At 37.6% G+C, this 14,813-nt stretch carries 22 protein-coding genes, 1 tRNA gene and 1 pseudogene; 12 read left to right on the top strand and 12 right to left on the bottom strand.

Annotated elements, in window-relative coordinates:
- The first annotated feature begins 11 nt into the window (after positions 1–11).
- The 3 genes from accB to GQO39_RS02500 all read left to right on the top strand — a co-directional run bounded on the left by accB (position 12) and on the right by GQO39_RS02500 (position 2,416).
- Positions 12–503: an acetyl-CoA carboxylase biotin carboxyl carrier protein gene (gene accB / locus GQO39_RS02510; RefSeq protein ID WP_156850810.1), complete on the top strand. Its 492-nt coding sequence runs from the start codon at positions 12–14 to the stop codon at positions 501–503.
- Between the two features lie 15 nt (positions 504–518).
- Positions 519–1,877: an acetyl-CoA carboxylase biotin carboxylase subunit gene (gene accC, locus GQO39_RS02505; protein WP_156850809.1), complete on the top strand. Its 1,359-nt coding sequence runs from the start codon at positions 519–521 to the stop codon at positions 1,875–1,877.
- A 463-nt stretch (positions 1,878–2,340) separates the two neighbouring features.
- Positions 2,341–2,416 (top strand) — tRNA-Thr (locus tag GQO39_RS02500).
- A gap of 99 nt (positions 2,417–2,515) precedes the next feature.
- On the opposite strand, the gene GQO39_RS02495 is transcribed toward GQO39_RS02500, so the two are convergent.
- From GQO39_RS02495 to GQO39_RS02450, 10 genes are all read right to left on the bottom strand, one after another.
- Positions 2,516–2,719 carry a helix-turn-helix transcriptional regulator gene (locus tag GQO39_RS02495; protein ID WP_005865986.1) on the bottom strand — a complete coding sequence of 68 codons (204 nt, stop codon included), beginning with the start codon at positions 2,717–2,719 and terminating at the stop codon, positions 2,516–2,518.
- Between the two features lie 94 nt (positions 2,720–2,813).
- A complete protein-coding gene (locus GQO39_RS02490) occupies positions 2,814–3,302 on the bottom strand; it encodes a DUF488 domain-containing protein (protein ID WP_156850808.1) in 489 nt (162 codons plus the stop codon).
- A 69-nt stretch (positions 3,303–3,371) separates the two neighbouring features.
- Complete coding sequence (locus GQO39_RS02485) at positions 3,372–3,995, bottom strand: lambda exonuclease family protein (protein ID WP_156850807.1); 624 nt, start codon at positions 3,993–3,995, stop codon at positions 3,372–3,374.
- Position 3,996: 1 nt separating this feature from the next.
- Positions 3,997–4,806, bottom strand: coding sequence for an ERF family protein (locus GQO39_RS02480; RefSeq protein ID WP_156850806.1), 810 nt, complete (start codon positions 4,804–4,806; stop codon positions 3,997–3,999).
- A 127-nt stretch (positions 4,807–4,933) separates the two neighbouring features.
- Positions 4,934–5,530 carry a hypothetical protein gene (locus GQO39_RS02475; protein WP_156850805.1) on the bottom strand — a complete coding sequence of 199 codons (597 nt, stop codon included), beginning with the start codon at positions 5,528–5,530 and terminating at the stop codon, positions 4,934–4,936.
- Positions 5,531–5,541: 11 nt separating this feature from the next.
- The gene (locus GQO39_RS02470; protein ID WP_156850804.1) at positions 5,542–5,859 is read right to left on the bottom strand and encodes a hypothetical protein; all 318 of its coding nucleotides are present in this window, start codon (positions 5,857–5,859) and stop codon (positions 5,542–5,544) included.
- A gap of 12 nt (positions 5,860–5,871) precedes the next feature.
- Complete coding sequence (locus tag GQO39_RS02465; RefSeq protein WP_156850803.1) at positions 5,872–6,603, bottom strand: Rha family transcriptional regulator; 732 nt, start codon at positions 6,601–6,603, stop codon at positions 5,872–5,874.
- A gap of 60 nt (positions 6,604–6,663) precedes the next feature.
- Positions 6,664–7,038, bottom strand: coding sequence for an antA/AntB antirepressor family protein (locus GQO39_RS02460; RefSeq protein ID WP_156850802.1), 375 nt, complete (start codon positions 7,036–7,038; stop codon positions 6,664–6,666).
- A gap of 65 nt (positions 7,039–7,103) precedes the next feature.
- Positions 7,104–7,478, bottom strand: a complete 375-nt coding sequence (locus tag GQO39_RS02455) for a hypothetical protein (protein WP_156850801.1) — start codon at positions 7,476–7,478, stop codon at positions 7,104–7,106.
- Positions 7,479–7,635: 157 nt separating this feature from the next.
- Complete coding sequence (locus GQO39_RS02450) at positions 7,636–8,253, bottom strand: XRE family transcriptional regulator (protein ID WP_007552479.1); 618 nt, start codon at positions 8,251–8,253, stop codon at positions 7,636–7,638.
- Between the two features lie 109 nt (positions 8,254–8,362).
- On the opposite strand from GQO39_RS02450, the gene GQO39_RS02445 reads away from it, so the two are divergent.
- The 7 genes from GQO39_RS02445 (at position 8,363) to GQO39_RS02415 (ending at position 12,553) form a co-directional block, all read left to right on the top strand.
- Positions 8,363–8,614, top strand: coding sequence for a helix-turn-helix transcriptional regulator (locus GQO39_RS02445; RefSeq protein ID WP_156850800.1), 252 nt, complete (start codon positions 8,363–8,365; stop codon positions 8,612–8,614).
- Positions 8,615–8,705: 91 nt separating this feature from the next.
- Entirely contained in the window at positions 8,706–9,038 is a 333-nt protein-coding gene (locus GQO39_RS02440) for a dATP/dGTP diphosphohydrolase domain-containing protein (protein ID WP_156850799.1), read from the top strand.
- Positions 9,028–9,507 (top strand): crossover junction endodeoxyribonuclease RuvC, encoded by a 480-nt coding sequence (locus GQO39_RS02435; protein ID WP_156850798.1) that lies wholly within the window; start codon positions 9,028–9,030, stop codon positions 9,505–9,507. The genes GQO39_RS02440 and GQO39_RS02435 overlap by 11 nt, the downstream gene beginning before the upstream one ends.
- A complete protein-coding gene (locus tag GQO39_RS02430) occupies positions 9,497–10,591 on the top strand; it encodes a DUF1376 domain-containing protein (protein ID WP_156850797.1) in 1,095 nt (364 codons plus the stop codon). Before GQO39_RS02435 ends, GQO39_RS02430 begins: the two co-directional genes overlap by 11 nt.
- The gene (locus GQO39_RS02425; protein WP_246668509.1) at positions 10,551–11,030 is read left to right on the top strand and encodes a hypothetical protein; all 480 of its coding nucleotides are present in this window, start codon (positions 10,551–10,553) and stop codon (positions 11,028–11,030) included. The genes GQO39_RS02430 and GQO39_RS02425 overlap by 41 nt, the downstream gene beginning before the upstream one ends.
- A 177-nt stretch (positions 11,031–11,207) precedes the next feature.
- Positions 11,208–11,534: a hypothetical protein gene (locus GQO39_RS02420; protein ID WP_156850796.1), complete on the top strand. Its 327-nt coding sequence runs from the start codon at positions 11,208–11,210 to the stop codon at positions 11,532–11,534.
- Positions 11,535–12,022: 488 nt separating this feature from the next.
- Positions 12,023–12,553, top strand: coding sequence for an antA/AntB antirepressor family protein (locus GQO39_RS02415; protein ID WP_156850795.1), 531 nt, complete (start codon positions 12,023–12,025; stop codon positions 12,551–12,553).
- A 55-nt stretch (positions 12,554–12,608) separates the two neighbouring features.
- On the opposite strand, the gene GQO39_RS02410 is transcribed toward GQO39_RS02415, so the two are convergent.
- Both GQO39_RS02410 and GQO39_RS02405 read right to left on the bottom strand, forming a co-directional pair.
- Positions 12,609–12,914: a BrnA antitoxin family protein gene (locus GQO39_RS02410; RefSeq protein ID WP_156850794.1), complete on the bottom strand. Its 306-nt coding sequence runs from the start codon at positions 12,912–12,914 to the stop codon at positions 12,609–12,611.
- On the bottom strand, positions 12,892–13,191 hold the full coding sequence (locus GQO39_RS02405) for a BrnT family toxin (protein WP_156850793.1): 300 nt from the start codon (positions 13,189–13,191) through the stop codon (positions 12,892–12,894). Before GQO39_RS02405 ends, GQO39_RS02410 begins: the two co-directional genes overlap by 23 nt.
- A 194-nt stretch (positions 13,192–13,385) precedes the next feature.
- Between GQO39_RS02405 and ssb the strand changes: the two genes are divergently transcribed.
- A complete protein-coding gene (gene ssb / locus GQO39_RS02400) occupies positions 13,386–13,832 on the top strand; it encodes a single-stranded DNA-binding protein (protein ID WP_156850792.1) in 447 nt (148 codons plus the stop codon).
- Positions 13,833–13,842: 10 nt separating this feature from the next.
- Positions 13,843–14,370, top strand: a pseudogene (locus GQO39_RS02395) (hypothetical protein); the annotation flags it as partial.
- Positions 14,371–14,813: the final 443 nt, after the last annotated feature.

The raw sequence follows: 14,813 nt of genomic DNA, 5'->3' as shown, positions 1-14,813 counted from the left end.
TTAGTGACAAAATGACAACAAAAAAAATGGATAAGGTAAAACATACTGCAATTGACACAAAAATTATCCGTGACCTTGCTGAAATTTTAAATGATACCAATTTAACAAACATTGAACTTGAACAAGGTGAACTTCGTATTTGTGTATCTCGCCAAAATACCTCAGCCACTCCTGAGCGAACAATTTATGCACCTCTTTCCACCCCTACTGTTGCTGTAACTTCTCCCTCTACCCCAATAACTGAAACTCCTATACAAGAAGACAAATCAAAAAATGCAATAACATCTCCAATGGTTGGAACAGCTTATCTTGCACCGTCACCAGGAGCACAGCCTTTTGTAGAAGTAGGGCAAAATGTTTCTGAAGGCCAAGCATTACTTATCATTGAAGCAATGAAAACGATGAATCAAATTCCATCACCACGCTCAGGTACAGTGACCTCTATCTTTGTTAAAGATGGGCAACCCGTTGAGTTTGGTGAACCACTTGTTGTTGTTGAATAAAGCGAGGGGGCAACCATGATTCGAAAAATCCTCATTGCTAATCGGGGAGAAATTGCTCTTCGCGTTCTGCGAGCCTGCAAAGAACTTGGAATAAAAACCGTAGCCGTTCATTCCACTGCTGACGCTGATGCAATGCATGTTCGCCTTGCTGACGAAAGTGTTTGTATTGGGCCTCCTCCGGCGCGCGATTCTTATTTAAGTATTCATCAAATTATTGCAGCTTGCGAAATCACAGGGGCTGATGCTGTTCATCCAGGCTATGGCTTTCTTTCTGAGAATGCAAAATTTGCAGATGTTCTCGAAGCCCATGATATTACATTCATCGGCCCAACGGCTGCGCATATTCGAACCATGGGTGATAAAATTGAAGCAAAGAAAACTGCTAAAAAGCTTGGAATTCCCGTAGTCCCTGGTTCAGATGGAGCTGTCACTGAGGAAGCAGAAGCTTTGCACACAGCTCGTGAAATTGGTTATCCAGTTATTATTAAGGCTTCTGCGGGTGGTGGTGGACGCGGTATGAAAGTCGTCCATTCAGAACAAGAATTTGCTATAGCTCTCAAAACGACCCGTTCAGAGGCGGCTGCAGCCTTTGGCGATGATGCCGTTTATATCGAAAAATATCTTGAAAAACCTCGTCATATTGAAATTCAAGTTATAGGTGATGGAGCAGGAAATGCTGTTCATTTAGGAGAACGCGATTGTTCACTTCAACGACGTCATCAAAAAATATGGGAAGAAGCTACATCACCAGCTCTTAATGAAACTGAACGGAAAAAGATTGGTGATATTGTTGCAAATGCCTGTGCACAACTTGAATATCGTGGAGCGGGTACTATTGAGTTTCTCTATGAAAATGGTGAATTCTACTTCATTGAGATGAATACGCGTTTACAAGTCGAGCATCCTGTAACAGAAGCGATTACAGGTATAGATTTAGTTCATGAGCAAATTCATATTGCTTCAGGCGAAAAACTTTCCGTTACTCAAGACGATGTCTGCTTCTCTGGTCATGCTATTGAATGTCGTATCAATGCGGAAGATCCTATTAACTTTACGCCGTCACCAGGAACTATTACACATTTTCATACACCTGGAGGTTTAGGAATTCGCGTTGATTCAGGTGCTTATTCGGGTTATCGTATTCCTCCTTATTACGATAGCATGATTGGAAAGCTAATTGTTCATGGACGTACTCGCTTAGAATGCATGATGCGTTTACGACGTGCTTTAGATGAATTTGTGGTCGATGGAATAAAAACCACATTGCCTCTCTTTCGCGATCTCATTAACAATCAAGATATTGCAGACGGTAATTATAATATTCACTGGCTAGAAAAATATCTTTCTAGCCAAGCAGCTTCTCCAGATTTGTAATCTGAAAACAAAATGGTGAACTTGCATCAATGCTTATTTATGATGACGTATTAATTTTATAATTAATCGTTTAGCAACTTGAATGGGAGCATCGAAACAGGGTGATTCGCTTATTGCAAACTTTTTTATGGTAAATAAATAAAAATCAGTCGCTTGTAGTTACAAGAGAAATCAACATGCAAATAAAAATTATTCAATAAAGGAGCAAAAATTCTTCTAAGAAAACATCTTAATGTAAGAGCAATCGGCAACATTAGAAACTAACAAATCAAGTTGTAGCGTCAGCTTATTACTTCGTAAATTTAAATATGAGACAATACCCAACATTGCTGTAAATGATGATAAGAAAATAAAAAATCTGATTATTTTATAACTTATGATACAAGTTTTTTAAAATATGTACCCAAACTGATAATTTTCTATTTTCCTTTTTATGAGTTTGTGCTACCTCCTACGTTGTTGTGCCCTTATAGCTCAGTTGGTAGAGCACCTGATTTGTAATCAGGGGGTCGGGAGTTCGAGTCTCTCTGGGGGCACCATTTTTTATTTTTAACATATTGAAATATATAGATTTTTTCTTTAAATAGCCATTTTCAGACCACCTTTTAGACCACCTTCTACAGTTTATATAATTTTACCTAATTTGTTCTTATTTGCTCCTTATTTTTCTTTGGAGTGAAGGCTAAGATCTCTTTTTTTCTCCATCTCACTGCTCTCCCTAGCTTATATGGCTCCGGAAACAACCCCTGAAGCACCCAATTGCGAATCGTTGTTGTGGATACACTAAAAAGCTGTGCACACTCACGTGTCGTTACATATCTATCTCCATCATCAAATATCATCTCATTACCTTTCTCTTTTTTATGTTAATTAAATGGGTGGGGGCTGGAAGGCATGTGAAGCACTCCAACTTTTAAAAATCTGCAAGTTTATTTTTTAGATGTGTTCAATTTCATATTTCCAATCAGGCAATTGAGTAAGAGCTAATGCGAGTTGTCCTCTATGGCACATGCATACATTGGCTTCAAAACAGGTGATTGCAACGCGCTTTTTATTTAAAAAAATTTGATATAATTTATTTATTGCACAAGAATTATTCTTGAGAGTTGTATTTTGATAATCTTCAAAAAGGCGGTCATAATCTTTTTGTGTTTTCAAATTTCTTCGTTTTTCAGAGGCAATTCCAAGTTCAGGCATATGCATATATTCAATATCAATGTTGCTTACAGCTTGCTCTAATTGTCTTTTTGAAAATCCGTGTTTTCTACTTATTGGATTTTTACGAACATCACATAAAGTTTTGATATTGTTTTCTATGAGACTCTTAAGATAATTCTCAAGGGACTTGCCTTCATAGCCAATGGTAAAAAAACAAAATTCCTCATCTTTAGCAGGCTGTATGATAATATGTTTGGTGTTACACACGTTTAATTTCCTTGGTAAATGGGTGGGGGTGCTTAAGCAAGAGGAGAAGGAGAGAGCACCCCCATAGGTTTAAGCAGCTTTTGCCAAAATCTTTTGCACCTCTTGGTCTATTTCTGCTAAAAAGATTTCGACCGCTTGATTAATCCGTTCGATTTGTTCTTCATCACGGTGAATGCGCTTAATTTTCATACGAAAATCAGATGATCTGCCTACAAAACGTGGGTCATAACTGATAAAATCACACCATTTGCGCCCCGTACAAGCCATTTGAAATTGCATTTGTGCGATATATTCTGACTTGATATTGCCATCTATAAAAAAGCGTAGATGGTTTGGTGGTTGCGGGCATTTAACCTCTACTAAACCGTTCTCACCAATAAGCCCATCAGGACTTGCACCAGCCATTTGGATTATAGGATGTTGGACAAATCCACACCTTGTGACTTCTGCGTCATAAATGAATTCATATTCTCTTAAGGCATTCTCTTCATGTTCAATGCCCCATTGCATAGCAGGTGTTGTATAAGATTGGCTTATTTCCTCTGTTAAGCGCTCTGTCATAAGCTTTATTTTGTACTCCTCATATTTGCTTGTAGGCGTTCCCTTTGCTGTTTTACTGAGTATGTTGTAAACGTTTGAAGCAGTGACTTTACCCAAGCGCGCTTGAAACCATTCTGCTGTTCTTTGTTCCATCTCACACCGCCGTTTGTTGTTGAGTTGGTGCATATTCAATATCTTGTATAGGTGCATCTAATTGCTCTTGTTGTGCTTTATTCATTTGCTTTCGTTGCTTTTTTTTCAAAGAAAACAAAGCGATTTGAGCTTGTTTATAAGACATATCTGTTAGATTTTTTGCTCCTACGAAAGAGATAAGCCTACTTTCTTCAGATTGTGTTTTTTTAATTAATTCTTTGATTTCATTCATCTGTTCAGGAGAGATACCTGCAAGAAGCGTGTCGCCATCTGTATCGTCTTCTTTTCTTGCAACATTAAGAAGCATGCCTAAGAGATATCTACGTGCGTAGGTGAGAGTAGAACCAACCGCTTGTATGTTATTTTTGCTCCCTGTAGCATCAAAAGGAAAGGTTCCTTCTGTTGATATTTCATTGCCCGATATATGCTTTAAAGTCATTTCTACAGTTATGTCATTTGAACTCTGGTCTTTGATACGAGAGAACAAGGCAAAGTGATGTGTTGCAAGAGGTTCTTTGATTGCATCAATATATTTATCAAGCGTTGTATAGAGGCTTTTAGTATGTGTATTAATGGCGTTTTGTTCGATATTTTTGTATTCCATTTGCATAGCAGAAAGATCACGGACAAAGTTTTGGCGCTCTTGTCGTTTTATCTCTTGTTCTCGCAATTCAAGAAGACGCTTGAGACGATCCAGATCAACATCATTTTCTAAAGCTCTTTCTAAAATAAGCTCCATAGCTGTAGGTTTGATTTCACAATCGTTCGTTTTTTCCACTAATTCCGTTTGTGTGGTACTTAGTTCACTCATCTTGATTTCCTCCTATTTGAGCGCAATTCTCCCGTGGCGTGAATCACGCTTGTGTTTAAAAGTTGTTTGTGTGGTTAGAAACGGCTTATAGAGATACTATAAGACTAGTCGTTCGTATTTTTTTCCATTATTGCCTCTCGCCCGTTGTGATGATTTCATCATTGATGATCTCTGCGTTACCATAGATTTTGGCATTTCCCCAAACTTTTGCTCTGATGGAAATCAATGGACTGTCATAAATTTTAGCATTTCCATAAATTTTAGCTTTTCCACTAATAAATGCACCACCGGAAACTTGTGCATTCTCGTAGATTTGTGCACTGGCAAAAACACGAGCATGTCCAAAAATCTGCGCATTGCCAAAAATATTAGTTTCTCCGGTAACAGATGCACTACCAAAAACACATGCATTTTCGTAAATATCAGCAATGTTATCAATATAAGCATCACCAAAAACCTTGGCTTTGTCATAAACTCTTGCATGACCATCCACACGAGCGTTTCCATAAACATGTGCATCACCAAAAACCTTGGCATAACCATAGACTTTTGCATCATCGCCTACCCAGCAATTGCCATCATGACTTAGATTGTCTTCTTTTTGTATAAAACCGCCTAGGTCGTCTGCTTTAATACCACCAAAGTCTCGTAAGGCACGAATGCGGTGGAGAGTTTTGCCATCAACTTCAATTGTTTCATCAGTAAGTTCATATTTCTTTTCCATGGTTTTTGCCTCTACCTTAAGATAGCATCACTTCCATAAAATGCTGTTTTGCCAGCTACTATGGCATTACCACCAACTTTTGCGTTATTATAAACTTCGGCATCATCATAAACCTTAGCATTTTCATAAACTTTGGCATTTTCATAAACCCATGCCTCACCACCAACCCAGCAATTGTCATCATGGCTAAGATTTCTTTCACTCTCTACCCAACCACCAAGATCACCTTTTTTAACATCTCCAAAGTCTTTTAATGCACGGATACGGTAAAGCGTTATTCTGTCAACTTTAATTGTCTCATCAGTCAATTCGTATTTCTTTTTTATCATAATAACCTCCTCTTAATGCATGGTTTGTCTTTTAAGCTCTTGAGACAACACACCAATTCCTTTTGCTGTGATTTTTGCGCAAGGAATGACCTTTTCTATTCCACTTGCGGTTTGAAGTGTGATGGTTGGACAATCCATAAGTTTCTTTTGAATTTTATCTTGATAAGGTAGCAAGTTTCCACCTGCTGCACGTCGATACACCCAACCTTTTTGCTGTAAGAAGAGAATGAACTGTTTTGGTTGTAACTCGAGTATTTTAGCTGCTTCTGTAAGACCGAAGAGTCCGTCATGACGCTGTAAGCTTTCAAGAGCCATTGCCTTTGGTTTTAAATTTGCAATAATGTTATCTTTTTGTTCATTTTCATTTTTGAGATACGTTAAAACACCAAGCATAACTTGAGGGCTTGAGTAGTCGATTTGTGGTATTACTGCTTGCTTTTCCAATTCTTGCCAGCGGTCAATGATTTTTGCTCGTAATGTCATGTTGTAACCAGACACAAGAATTAAACATTCACGTTTAGGGAGGTAATAACAAGAGCGATTTTCACCTTTGCTATCAAGGTAATAACCACTGAAATCAACCGGTCCAAATTTGGACCCGTTAAGTTCGTCAAGCATTTGCCGAATATCACGCATAATATGTTTATGTTGCTTACCGCATAACTCTGCAATTTCACGGCTAGACATGGTTTGAACAGTTTGGTTATTAAAATTGTTTTCTGCTGCTGTCATAACATTATGCATGATGAACTCCTTTCAAAAAGTTCGTATTTTTTTCAGATGTTATAATAAGGTTTTTCATCATCACCTCCTTAATTTAAGAAAATACAAGTTTTGGTATAATATTCTGCCCAAACTTCTATGGCGCTCTGTTTTAGCGATTTTCCTTGCTGCGTGAATTTTGAAGTAATGATTATCGATTTTATCTGTTTCTATTTCAGATTTTGGACAAATCTTTTGTCTGTTCCACTCTTGTTTTGTAAAAACAAAATCCACGCCTTCTTTTAGATCAAGCTTTTCAACACAATCATTAAACCAAGTGTCAAAATCTTGTTTCAAATGTAAGTACCTATGCATTACATGGGCATTGACCATTTGGACATAACCGATTTTGTCTTCTACCTTGTGTTCAGGTATGAGATATCCTTTGCTATCTTTATTAGCGTCATGTGTGTTCATAAGTTTACTCTAATTAATTATTGATGAATTAAAGGGGGCGCTTTTAAATGCGCCCTTCAGAATTTTTAAAGCACATCACAAGGACGCAACCGGTGTTGTTTTTCATAAGAACCATACATTGCATCCTCATATCGCTGCTGTTCGATATCGTCTAAAAAAAAACCGTATGCTGCGCTATGTTCAATAAATTCGTGAGGTATTTTGCCATTAAAACACTGCTCTTCACGTTCTCTAAGATAAAGTTCTGCAATATCTTCAGAGATATCTTCGCAACTTTTCTCAGAAGGATTCACACGAAAGATTTGTACGGTATCATCTGCCTCATCAACAATCTCTAAAACTTGGCTTTCATCAAGTGGACCAGACTCTCCAATGTGTTGATCATCACCGTAGACAACTAATAAAATTTCATTGGAATTAATAAGAATTGGCTTATCCATAATTTCTCCTCCCTAACGCCTCTTGGCAATTGTTTGTTTGTGGTTTGTATAATTACTTATATAACTATAATTATAAAATAGCAAGCAAAAAATTATAAAAAGTTATATTTTTTATAAAAATTATTATAATATCTTGCTGAATAAGAGGGGAGGATAATTAGCGATAATTCCGAATCATCTTGCTGTAAGAACTTATTGGCAAAATAGCAAATATCTCTCCAACCCACACAATTTTAACATTCTTAATGGGTAAGGCATTCCAAGAAAGCAGATCTATTTCACCATTCATGCCCCTGCTAATCTGCTTTATATATCTTTTATTATCATGTGTTAAAATAACGGCTTCTTTGCCAAAAAAGGATTCTATAGTTTTAATTTGGCGCCGTCTTACGATAACCATATCTCCATCTTTATAAGCTGGAAGCATAGAGTCTCCTTTAACTTCAAAAGCAACCATATCATCAGGTAAAGCAAAAGGAATTTCTACTTGTTCAAGACCATCTTCAGGGATTTGTTCAAAGCTTGGATCTATCTGTGTTCCTGCTCCAATATAGCCCATAAGAGGAACAAAAGTTGTTAAGTGATTATCCCCTTTTAGTTCTTTATATAATTCTAAAATGGCATCTCGATTAGAGCCGCGTGGATCAGAATCTTTTAACCACTTAGACACTGAAGCTTGTGTTACGTTTAGCCGTTTGGCTACATCTTCTTGCGTTAAGTTAAACTCGGTCAAAATCTTTTTTAATGTGCTTATGATATTAGATTTATTACTCATACTTCTGCTTACCTTATTTTTTTATCGTTGATAAAGATAAATTTCCTTGACTTTATATAACTATAATTATATGAATAAAATAAGACAAAGCTGTAATTGGAGCTTGTAAATGGATCAACGAGAAAATTTTAAGAATTTGACTAAGTCAATACGGGGCAAATTTAATTGGACACAATCAGAAATGGCAAAAATGCTTGGTGTAACTCAAGCAGCTGTTTGCAAGTGGGAAAAAAGAGGATCTATCTCCGTAATAAATTATTTAAAGCTGCAAAAATTGAAAGATAGTTCTATCTCTATGTCTTCTTTTGTTGCTGCTCCTACAGATAGTAATGAACACCAGCAACATCCTTCACACTCTTAAACAGGCAAAAGAAGAGATCAAATTAATAGATTACGCGTCATCATAGCGCGCACATACCAACTAATACGTAGAGCCTTAAGGGGGGATCATCATGGTTTTTAAAGCACATAAGAATGATATTGGGAAACCGCGTATTGATCTTATTCCACCACTCACGTTGCTTGATATTGGTCGTGTTTTGGAGTTTGGAGCAAACAAATACGGTGCGAGCAATTGGCGTCATGGCATGAATTGGAGCCGTTTGTATGGAGCTGCTTTACGTCATTTATTAGCATGGTTTGCTGGAGAGAATAAGGACCTTGAAAGCGAATTACCACACTTAGCGCATGCAACTTGCTGTCTTCTTTTCTTGATGGAATGCGAAACACAACAGATTGGTTGTGATAATCGTCCAAAAGAAAGGCGGAAGTATCATGACCACTAACACACACACCATTCTTTGTCTTGATCTAGGCACCAAAACAGGCTGGGCGATATGCGGTGCGGACGGTCACATAACAAGCGATACAGAAGATTTTCAATCACGCCGCTTTGAAGGCGGTGGTATGCGTTACTTGCGCTTTAAGAGATGGCTAACAGATATAAAGCAGACAGCAGATGGAATTGATGCGGTGTATTTTGAAGAGGTGCGCCGGCATGTGGGTACAGACGCAGCGCATGTTTATGGCGGCTTTCTAGCGACCTTAACAGCGTGGTGTGAACATTATCAGGTACCATATGAAGGCATTCCTGTTGGCACAATAAAGAAGGCAACGACAGGAAAAGGCAATGCCTCAAAAGAAGAAATGATTAAGGCGGTGTGTGCAAAAGGACATACGCCTAATAACGACAACGAAGCAGATGCTTTAGCAATTTTATATTTAATGAAAGAAGGGGGTATATATGTCCAGTAAAATACCATGGACGAGACTTAATACAGACCAGTGGCTATTTAAACTCTCTGATTTGCCGCCTATGGAAGTCAATGTTTATGTGAAGTTGCGGATAAGAATGTTACACACGCGTGAACCTCTTTTGAATGATTCACGAATATTATCTCATTTTACTTGTTGTTCAGTAAAAAGATTTCAAAAGGCATTAGATTATTTATTTAGATCTGGACACATCATTTGTTTAGAAGATGGTCGTTTGTGGAGTTCAGATGTTGAGGAAGAACTCAATAACTCAAACGAAAATTTAAATAAATTTTCAGAGAGAGCACAGAAGGCAGCGCAAGCAAAATGGGCAAAACATCATAAAGCAAAAACAATTAGTGATGATCAAGATGCTAAGCATGATGCTAACGGTATGCTTAAGGATGCTAAGCATGATGCTAGCAATGCTAATAGCAATGCACAAGCAATGCTTAATTATGCCATTAACAATAACAATAACATATATAATAAAAAAACTAATACTATCGTATTAGCAAAAAAAGAAATTGGTTCTGAAAATTTAGAAACAATCGATTTGGTTCAAGAGCCAACGGAGGTTCATGATTGCGAAAGCCAATCAGATCAAATCGAAGCCGCATCAGAAAACCAACCATCCCTTCACGAGCAAGAGAACGTTCCCCAAAAAGCTAAACGGGTTAGAAATGACCGGGGCTGTCGTATCCCTGATGATTTCGAACCCGATTACGCTTTTGCCATTGCAGAGGGTTTGCCTCCAGAGCGTGTGAAAGTCGAAATCGCAAAGTTTCGAGATTTTTGGAAAGCTAGAGCAGGCAAGGATGCACGCAAAACGGATTGGAAAGCAACATGGCGAAACTGGGTGCGAAAAGCTATCGAGAATTTAGAGAAAGGAAAAAACTATGGAAATCACTCTCAAAGGCAAAAAAGCGTTGGTGAACGCATCTCAGACAGCATCCTTGATATCGGGTCTCGAGGTTACTTTGAAACACATTCACGAGAGGATAGCCCCGGAGTTTCCTTTGGTTTTGAAGAGTGGCAGTGCATTGACACAACAGCAGGAAACGATTGCCTTAGATGCTTGTGATCAACTTCACGAGTTATTTTCAGTGAAAGCGAGCAAAGAGGATATAGCCAAGGCAATTCGGATGCTTTCGTGTGGTTTGAAAATTTCGCAACAGGCAGATCATGAAGGTATGGCACTGACCTATGGAATGGTTTTGGAAAGTGTTTCTGCGTGGTCACTGATGAAAACGGTAAAACGGATTTTGTGTGATGAGGTAGAAGGCTTATCGGATACGTTTTTTCCAAGCACTCGTGAGTTAGTAAGATTATGTCGTGATTTGGAAAATAGTCTTTTGACGAAAGCCAATCTTGTACGCAAGGCTGTTTTGAACACCCGTGAAAAAAGGTTGAAAGACAAGGCAATGAGAGAGAATTCAAGACCACTCACGTTGGTTGAAAAGCAAAAGCTTGAAGGGATTTTAAACGGGATTGGGGGAACAGTGAAAAACATGGAAGGTTAGCAAAATAGTGAAAAGTGCTGACTATTTTGAGATTAGATATGCATTTAAATCGACAAAAAGGTACCGTAGAGAGCGATTTAAAGATTTTACGATGAAATTCCATATTTGAAATATAAACAACGCTGTACGGTCAAATTTAAAGCAAATAGACCCATAGGTAAAATTAAGGTTTTAAACATGCGAATTTTACAACACCTGTTTTTAACACAACGTAAACAGCCAATGCAAAAAAAGTTTATCGCAACAGCTGTTGGTTATGTCCCTTGGGGGGATGGAGCAGCAGAGTATTTTTACAACCTCTACGAATATGAAGATGGCACAAGAGAGTGTGAAAAGTTTGATGGCGGACAGTATTACGATACACCTAAGAATGCGGATTTTAGTACCAAAGCGCAAGTAAAAGCGTGGGTTTACGGTGGTAATGTTCCGAAAAGCGTTCTGAATATTGAACCTCTCATAGATGAAATCAACAAAGAAATCAAAAAATTATCAGAAGCCACTTGACAATATGGCAACAATATGAATAATCGAATCAGGTGCCTAGAAAACACCTTAGATGCATAGCGGATAGATTGCCGACACAATTTTTCTTCCGCACATTAAAGGCTTTGACTCATTATATGCTACATGCGTATAATAGATTTGTCGGGTGTAGTTGCGCTATAAAATACCCTTTATGGGAAAAGCGTGACGACGGACTATGCACCGTGTTTTCTAGCTCCCGGCACTCTTCTTGGAGTGTCATTACTTTTAGGATTTTTCAAAAAATAATTGACAGTTTCTGTGAACAGCTATAGTCTGGTTGACAGGCTTAAAACACCTCGTAACTAATCGGTTCAACTGTATCCCGAAAGATCTGTTGCCCATCATAAGAAATTTCGTCCAGGGTCTTCGTGTGTATGTCCAAGGGTAACCTAAAGATACGAAGGGCTGTATTAGTTCGGTTGTTTTAGCCCTGGATACTTTAACTTATAAAACAAAGGACTAATAAGATGAACACTCTAATTAAAATATCAGAACAAGCTGTTGGACAAGAAATTATTCAAACCGTTAATGCGCGTGAATTACATGTGTTTTTGGAAGTAAAACGAGACTTTTCCAATTGGATTAAAGACCGTATTAACAAATACAGCTTTCTCAAAAATCAGGATTATATAGTTTTCGCCAAAATTGGCGAAAACCTCCAAGGCGGTCGTCCAAGTACAGAATACCACCTCACTTTAGATATGGCAAAAGAGCTTTCCATGGTTGAACGTAATGAGAAAGGACGTCAAGCACGCCGTTATTTTATTGAATGTGAGAAAAAACTGAGAAGCCAATCTGTTGATTATGAAGATAAACGTTTTGACTTACCAAGTTATTGGGAAGGTATGAATGCTGGTGAAAAAGTTTTGTATCTTCTAGGTCCTATACATGTCCGTCTTCTTGATGCTTTCAGAGTGGACGAAGAAAACAGAAAATATAAAGCTCTCATTAAAGAAGCAAAACAGGTCCTAGCAAAATCTGTTACGAAAGCCGCTTAGTTTAAAAACGTAACTCCCCTTTCTTCTCGTCTTTTATGGCGAGGAGAAAATGAGTTTATCGCATTGAACGAAGCATAGCGTCACGTAAAATGGCGTTAATCCGCGTTTGATATCCTTTCCCTTGACTTTTAAGCCATGCTAGAACGTCTGAATCCACACGTACTGTTGTGACAGTTTTGGTTGGTTTATAGAATGGATTGCGAACGGCGTTTTTCCAGAATGCATCATCTAGTGACGGAATATCACTATAATCAATTGCACTATCCGGCATTACAGCCAGTTTATCAATTTCAACTTTCTGTTCATCTGTCAAAGGTGATAAGTTACTTACATCAATTTCATAACAAACTTTCTTCTTCATAATGTTTTCTCTCTTTCAAATTGGCTCGTCGCGCTGAAATAATACGGATTACCTCTACGCCATCTTTATCATCATGGACAGTATGCGCTACGAGCAGCAGTAAAAAGCCATCTACAAGCCCCAAAGTTTGCCAACGATATTCTCCGTTTTCAATACGGTCTTGTTTAACCATGGCGAACGGGTCTGCGAAAACACGAGCAGCAATTTCAAAACTTACACGGTGCTTTCTAAGATTACTTTTTGCTTTAGTTTCATCCCATTCAAATCTTATTTTCATATCTTATGTTAATACATTTATGTATGTATATCAAGAGTTTTAAATGAACACTGAACTATCTATATTTTTTGCACATTAAATATAATCTAACACTTTAAAAAACTGTTATTAATTAACTGAAAAAATTGAAAAAATATGCAAATCATGCTAAGATTTTGTATGTATTAAAATACAAATTTAAGGTAACTAAAAACATGCTCAATAAAGTGACGTTAATCGGGCGCCTTGGTGCTAATCCCGAAAGCAAAACAATGACTTCTGGTGGTGAGGTGGTCAATTTTCGTATGGCAACTTCTGAGAGCTACACAGATAAAAAGACTAATCAAAAAATAGAGAAAACTGAATGGCATTCCGTGGTGATTTTTAATCCACATTTAGCAAAAATTGCACTTCAGTATCTCAACAAAGGTTCAAAGGTTTATGTAGAGGGCAAATTACAAACACGCAAATGGAAAGATAAAAACGGTGGTGAACATCTTGCAACAGAGATTGTCTTACCACAATTCAAAGGTGAATTATATTTACTTGATGCCAAGAAAGATCAATCGGCATCCCCTTCATCTATCACTGCCCAAAATTATTCTGTTGCTTCAGGGGCTGCTGATCATAGAGCACCTGTCAATGATGCTATTCCATTCTGATTGAAAAAATATGACAAAAAGAAAAAAACGTGCAAAACGTGGACGACCACGGATTAATGGATGTGTGAGAGAACCAAATGGTCGTATCTCAAGAGCAAAAACACCACGTGAACCTGTTGATCAATTGGCAATAAAAATGCGTGCTAAACGCTTTGGTTTGACCATAGAAGATGCCAAAAATCCGCTCTCCGGTAGTTATATCGGACGACTTTATTTGCAAGGCGAACTCAATCAAGACCAATATGATGCTGCACAAAAATACCTTGAAGTGAGAAATGATTATCTATGTGCAAAAGCCTTCCCTAGTGCTATTTATGACAAAATGCCCTCATCTTCTGATGAGACGGCAAGAGAAAAGTGGGTTGAATTTGCAACAGAACAGTTTGTTAATACGCAAGAGGTAATAAGAGATGCTCAATGCCTTTATAGACAGTATAATCTTTTTGCCTCACTACAATATCTTGTTGTAGAAGATCAATATCTATCACATCTTGTGCCTTCATTGCGTATTGCTCTAAATGCTCTCCAGAAGTATTTTGACCTGTTAAAGTCCAAAAAAGAAAAGGTAAGCGTTTTACGTGTAAACGATTTTTTGAGACGGGACATTGCATCATTTGTCTGTAAAAGTAGCATATTTAGATAAAAAAAATAAAAAAACACAAAATCATGATTTTTTCTGTTGACATGATGTGAAAAGTCGTATTTAATGACATCGCTGTACTAGTTGAATTGTGTCTAAAATTCAAAAATATCCCCTAAAATTTAGTAAAATATCAAGCCTTTAATATGGCTCAAAAGCCCTGTTTTCTGGGCAATTCCGGCTAATCCATTTTTCAAATAACAAAAATCATTAATTGACAGGTGATGTCATTAATTATGACTCAAAAGGAGTGACTATGAAAGCTGTCATCACTAAGCCAATGTGTGTGGTTGGCGACAATAAAAGAACTATTCGTTTTGAACCATCGACAGAAAATACTC

The sequence above is a fragment of the Bartonella refiksaydamii genome, assembly GCF_902652675.1.
GTDB lineage: Bacteria > Pseudomonadota > Alphaproteobacteria > Rhizobiales > Rhizobiaceae > Bartonella > Bartonella refiksaydamii.
Note: the sequence above shows the minus strand (reverse complement) of the source record. Positions and strands in the feature narration are given on the sequence as shown.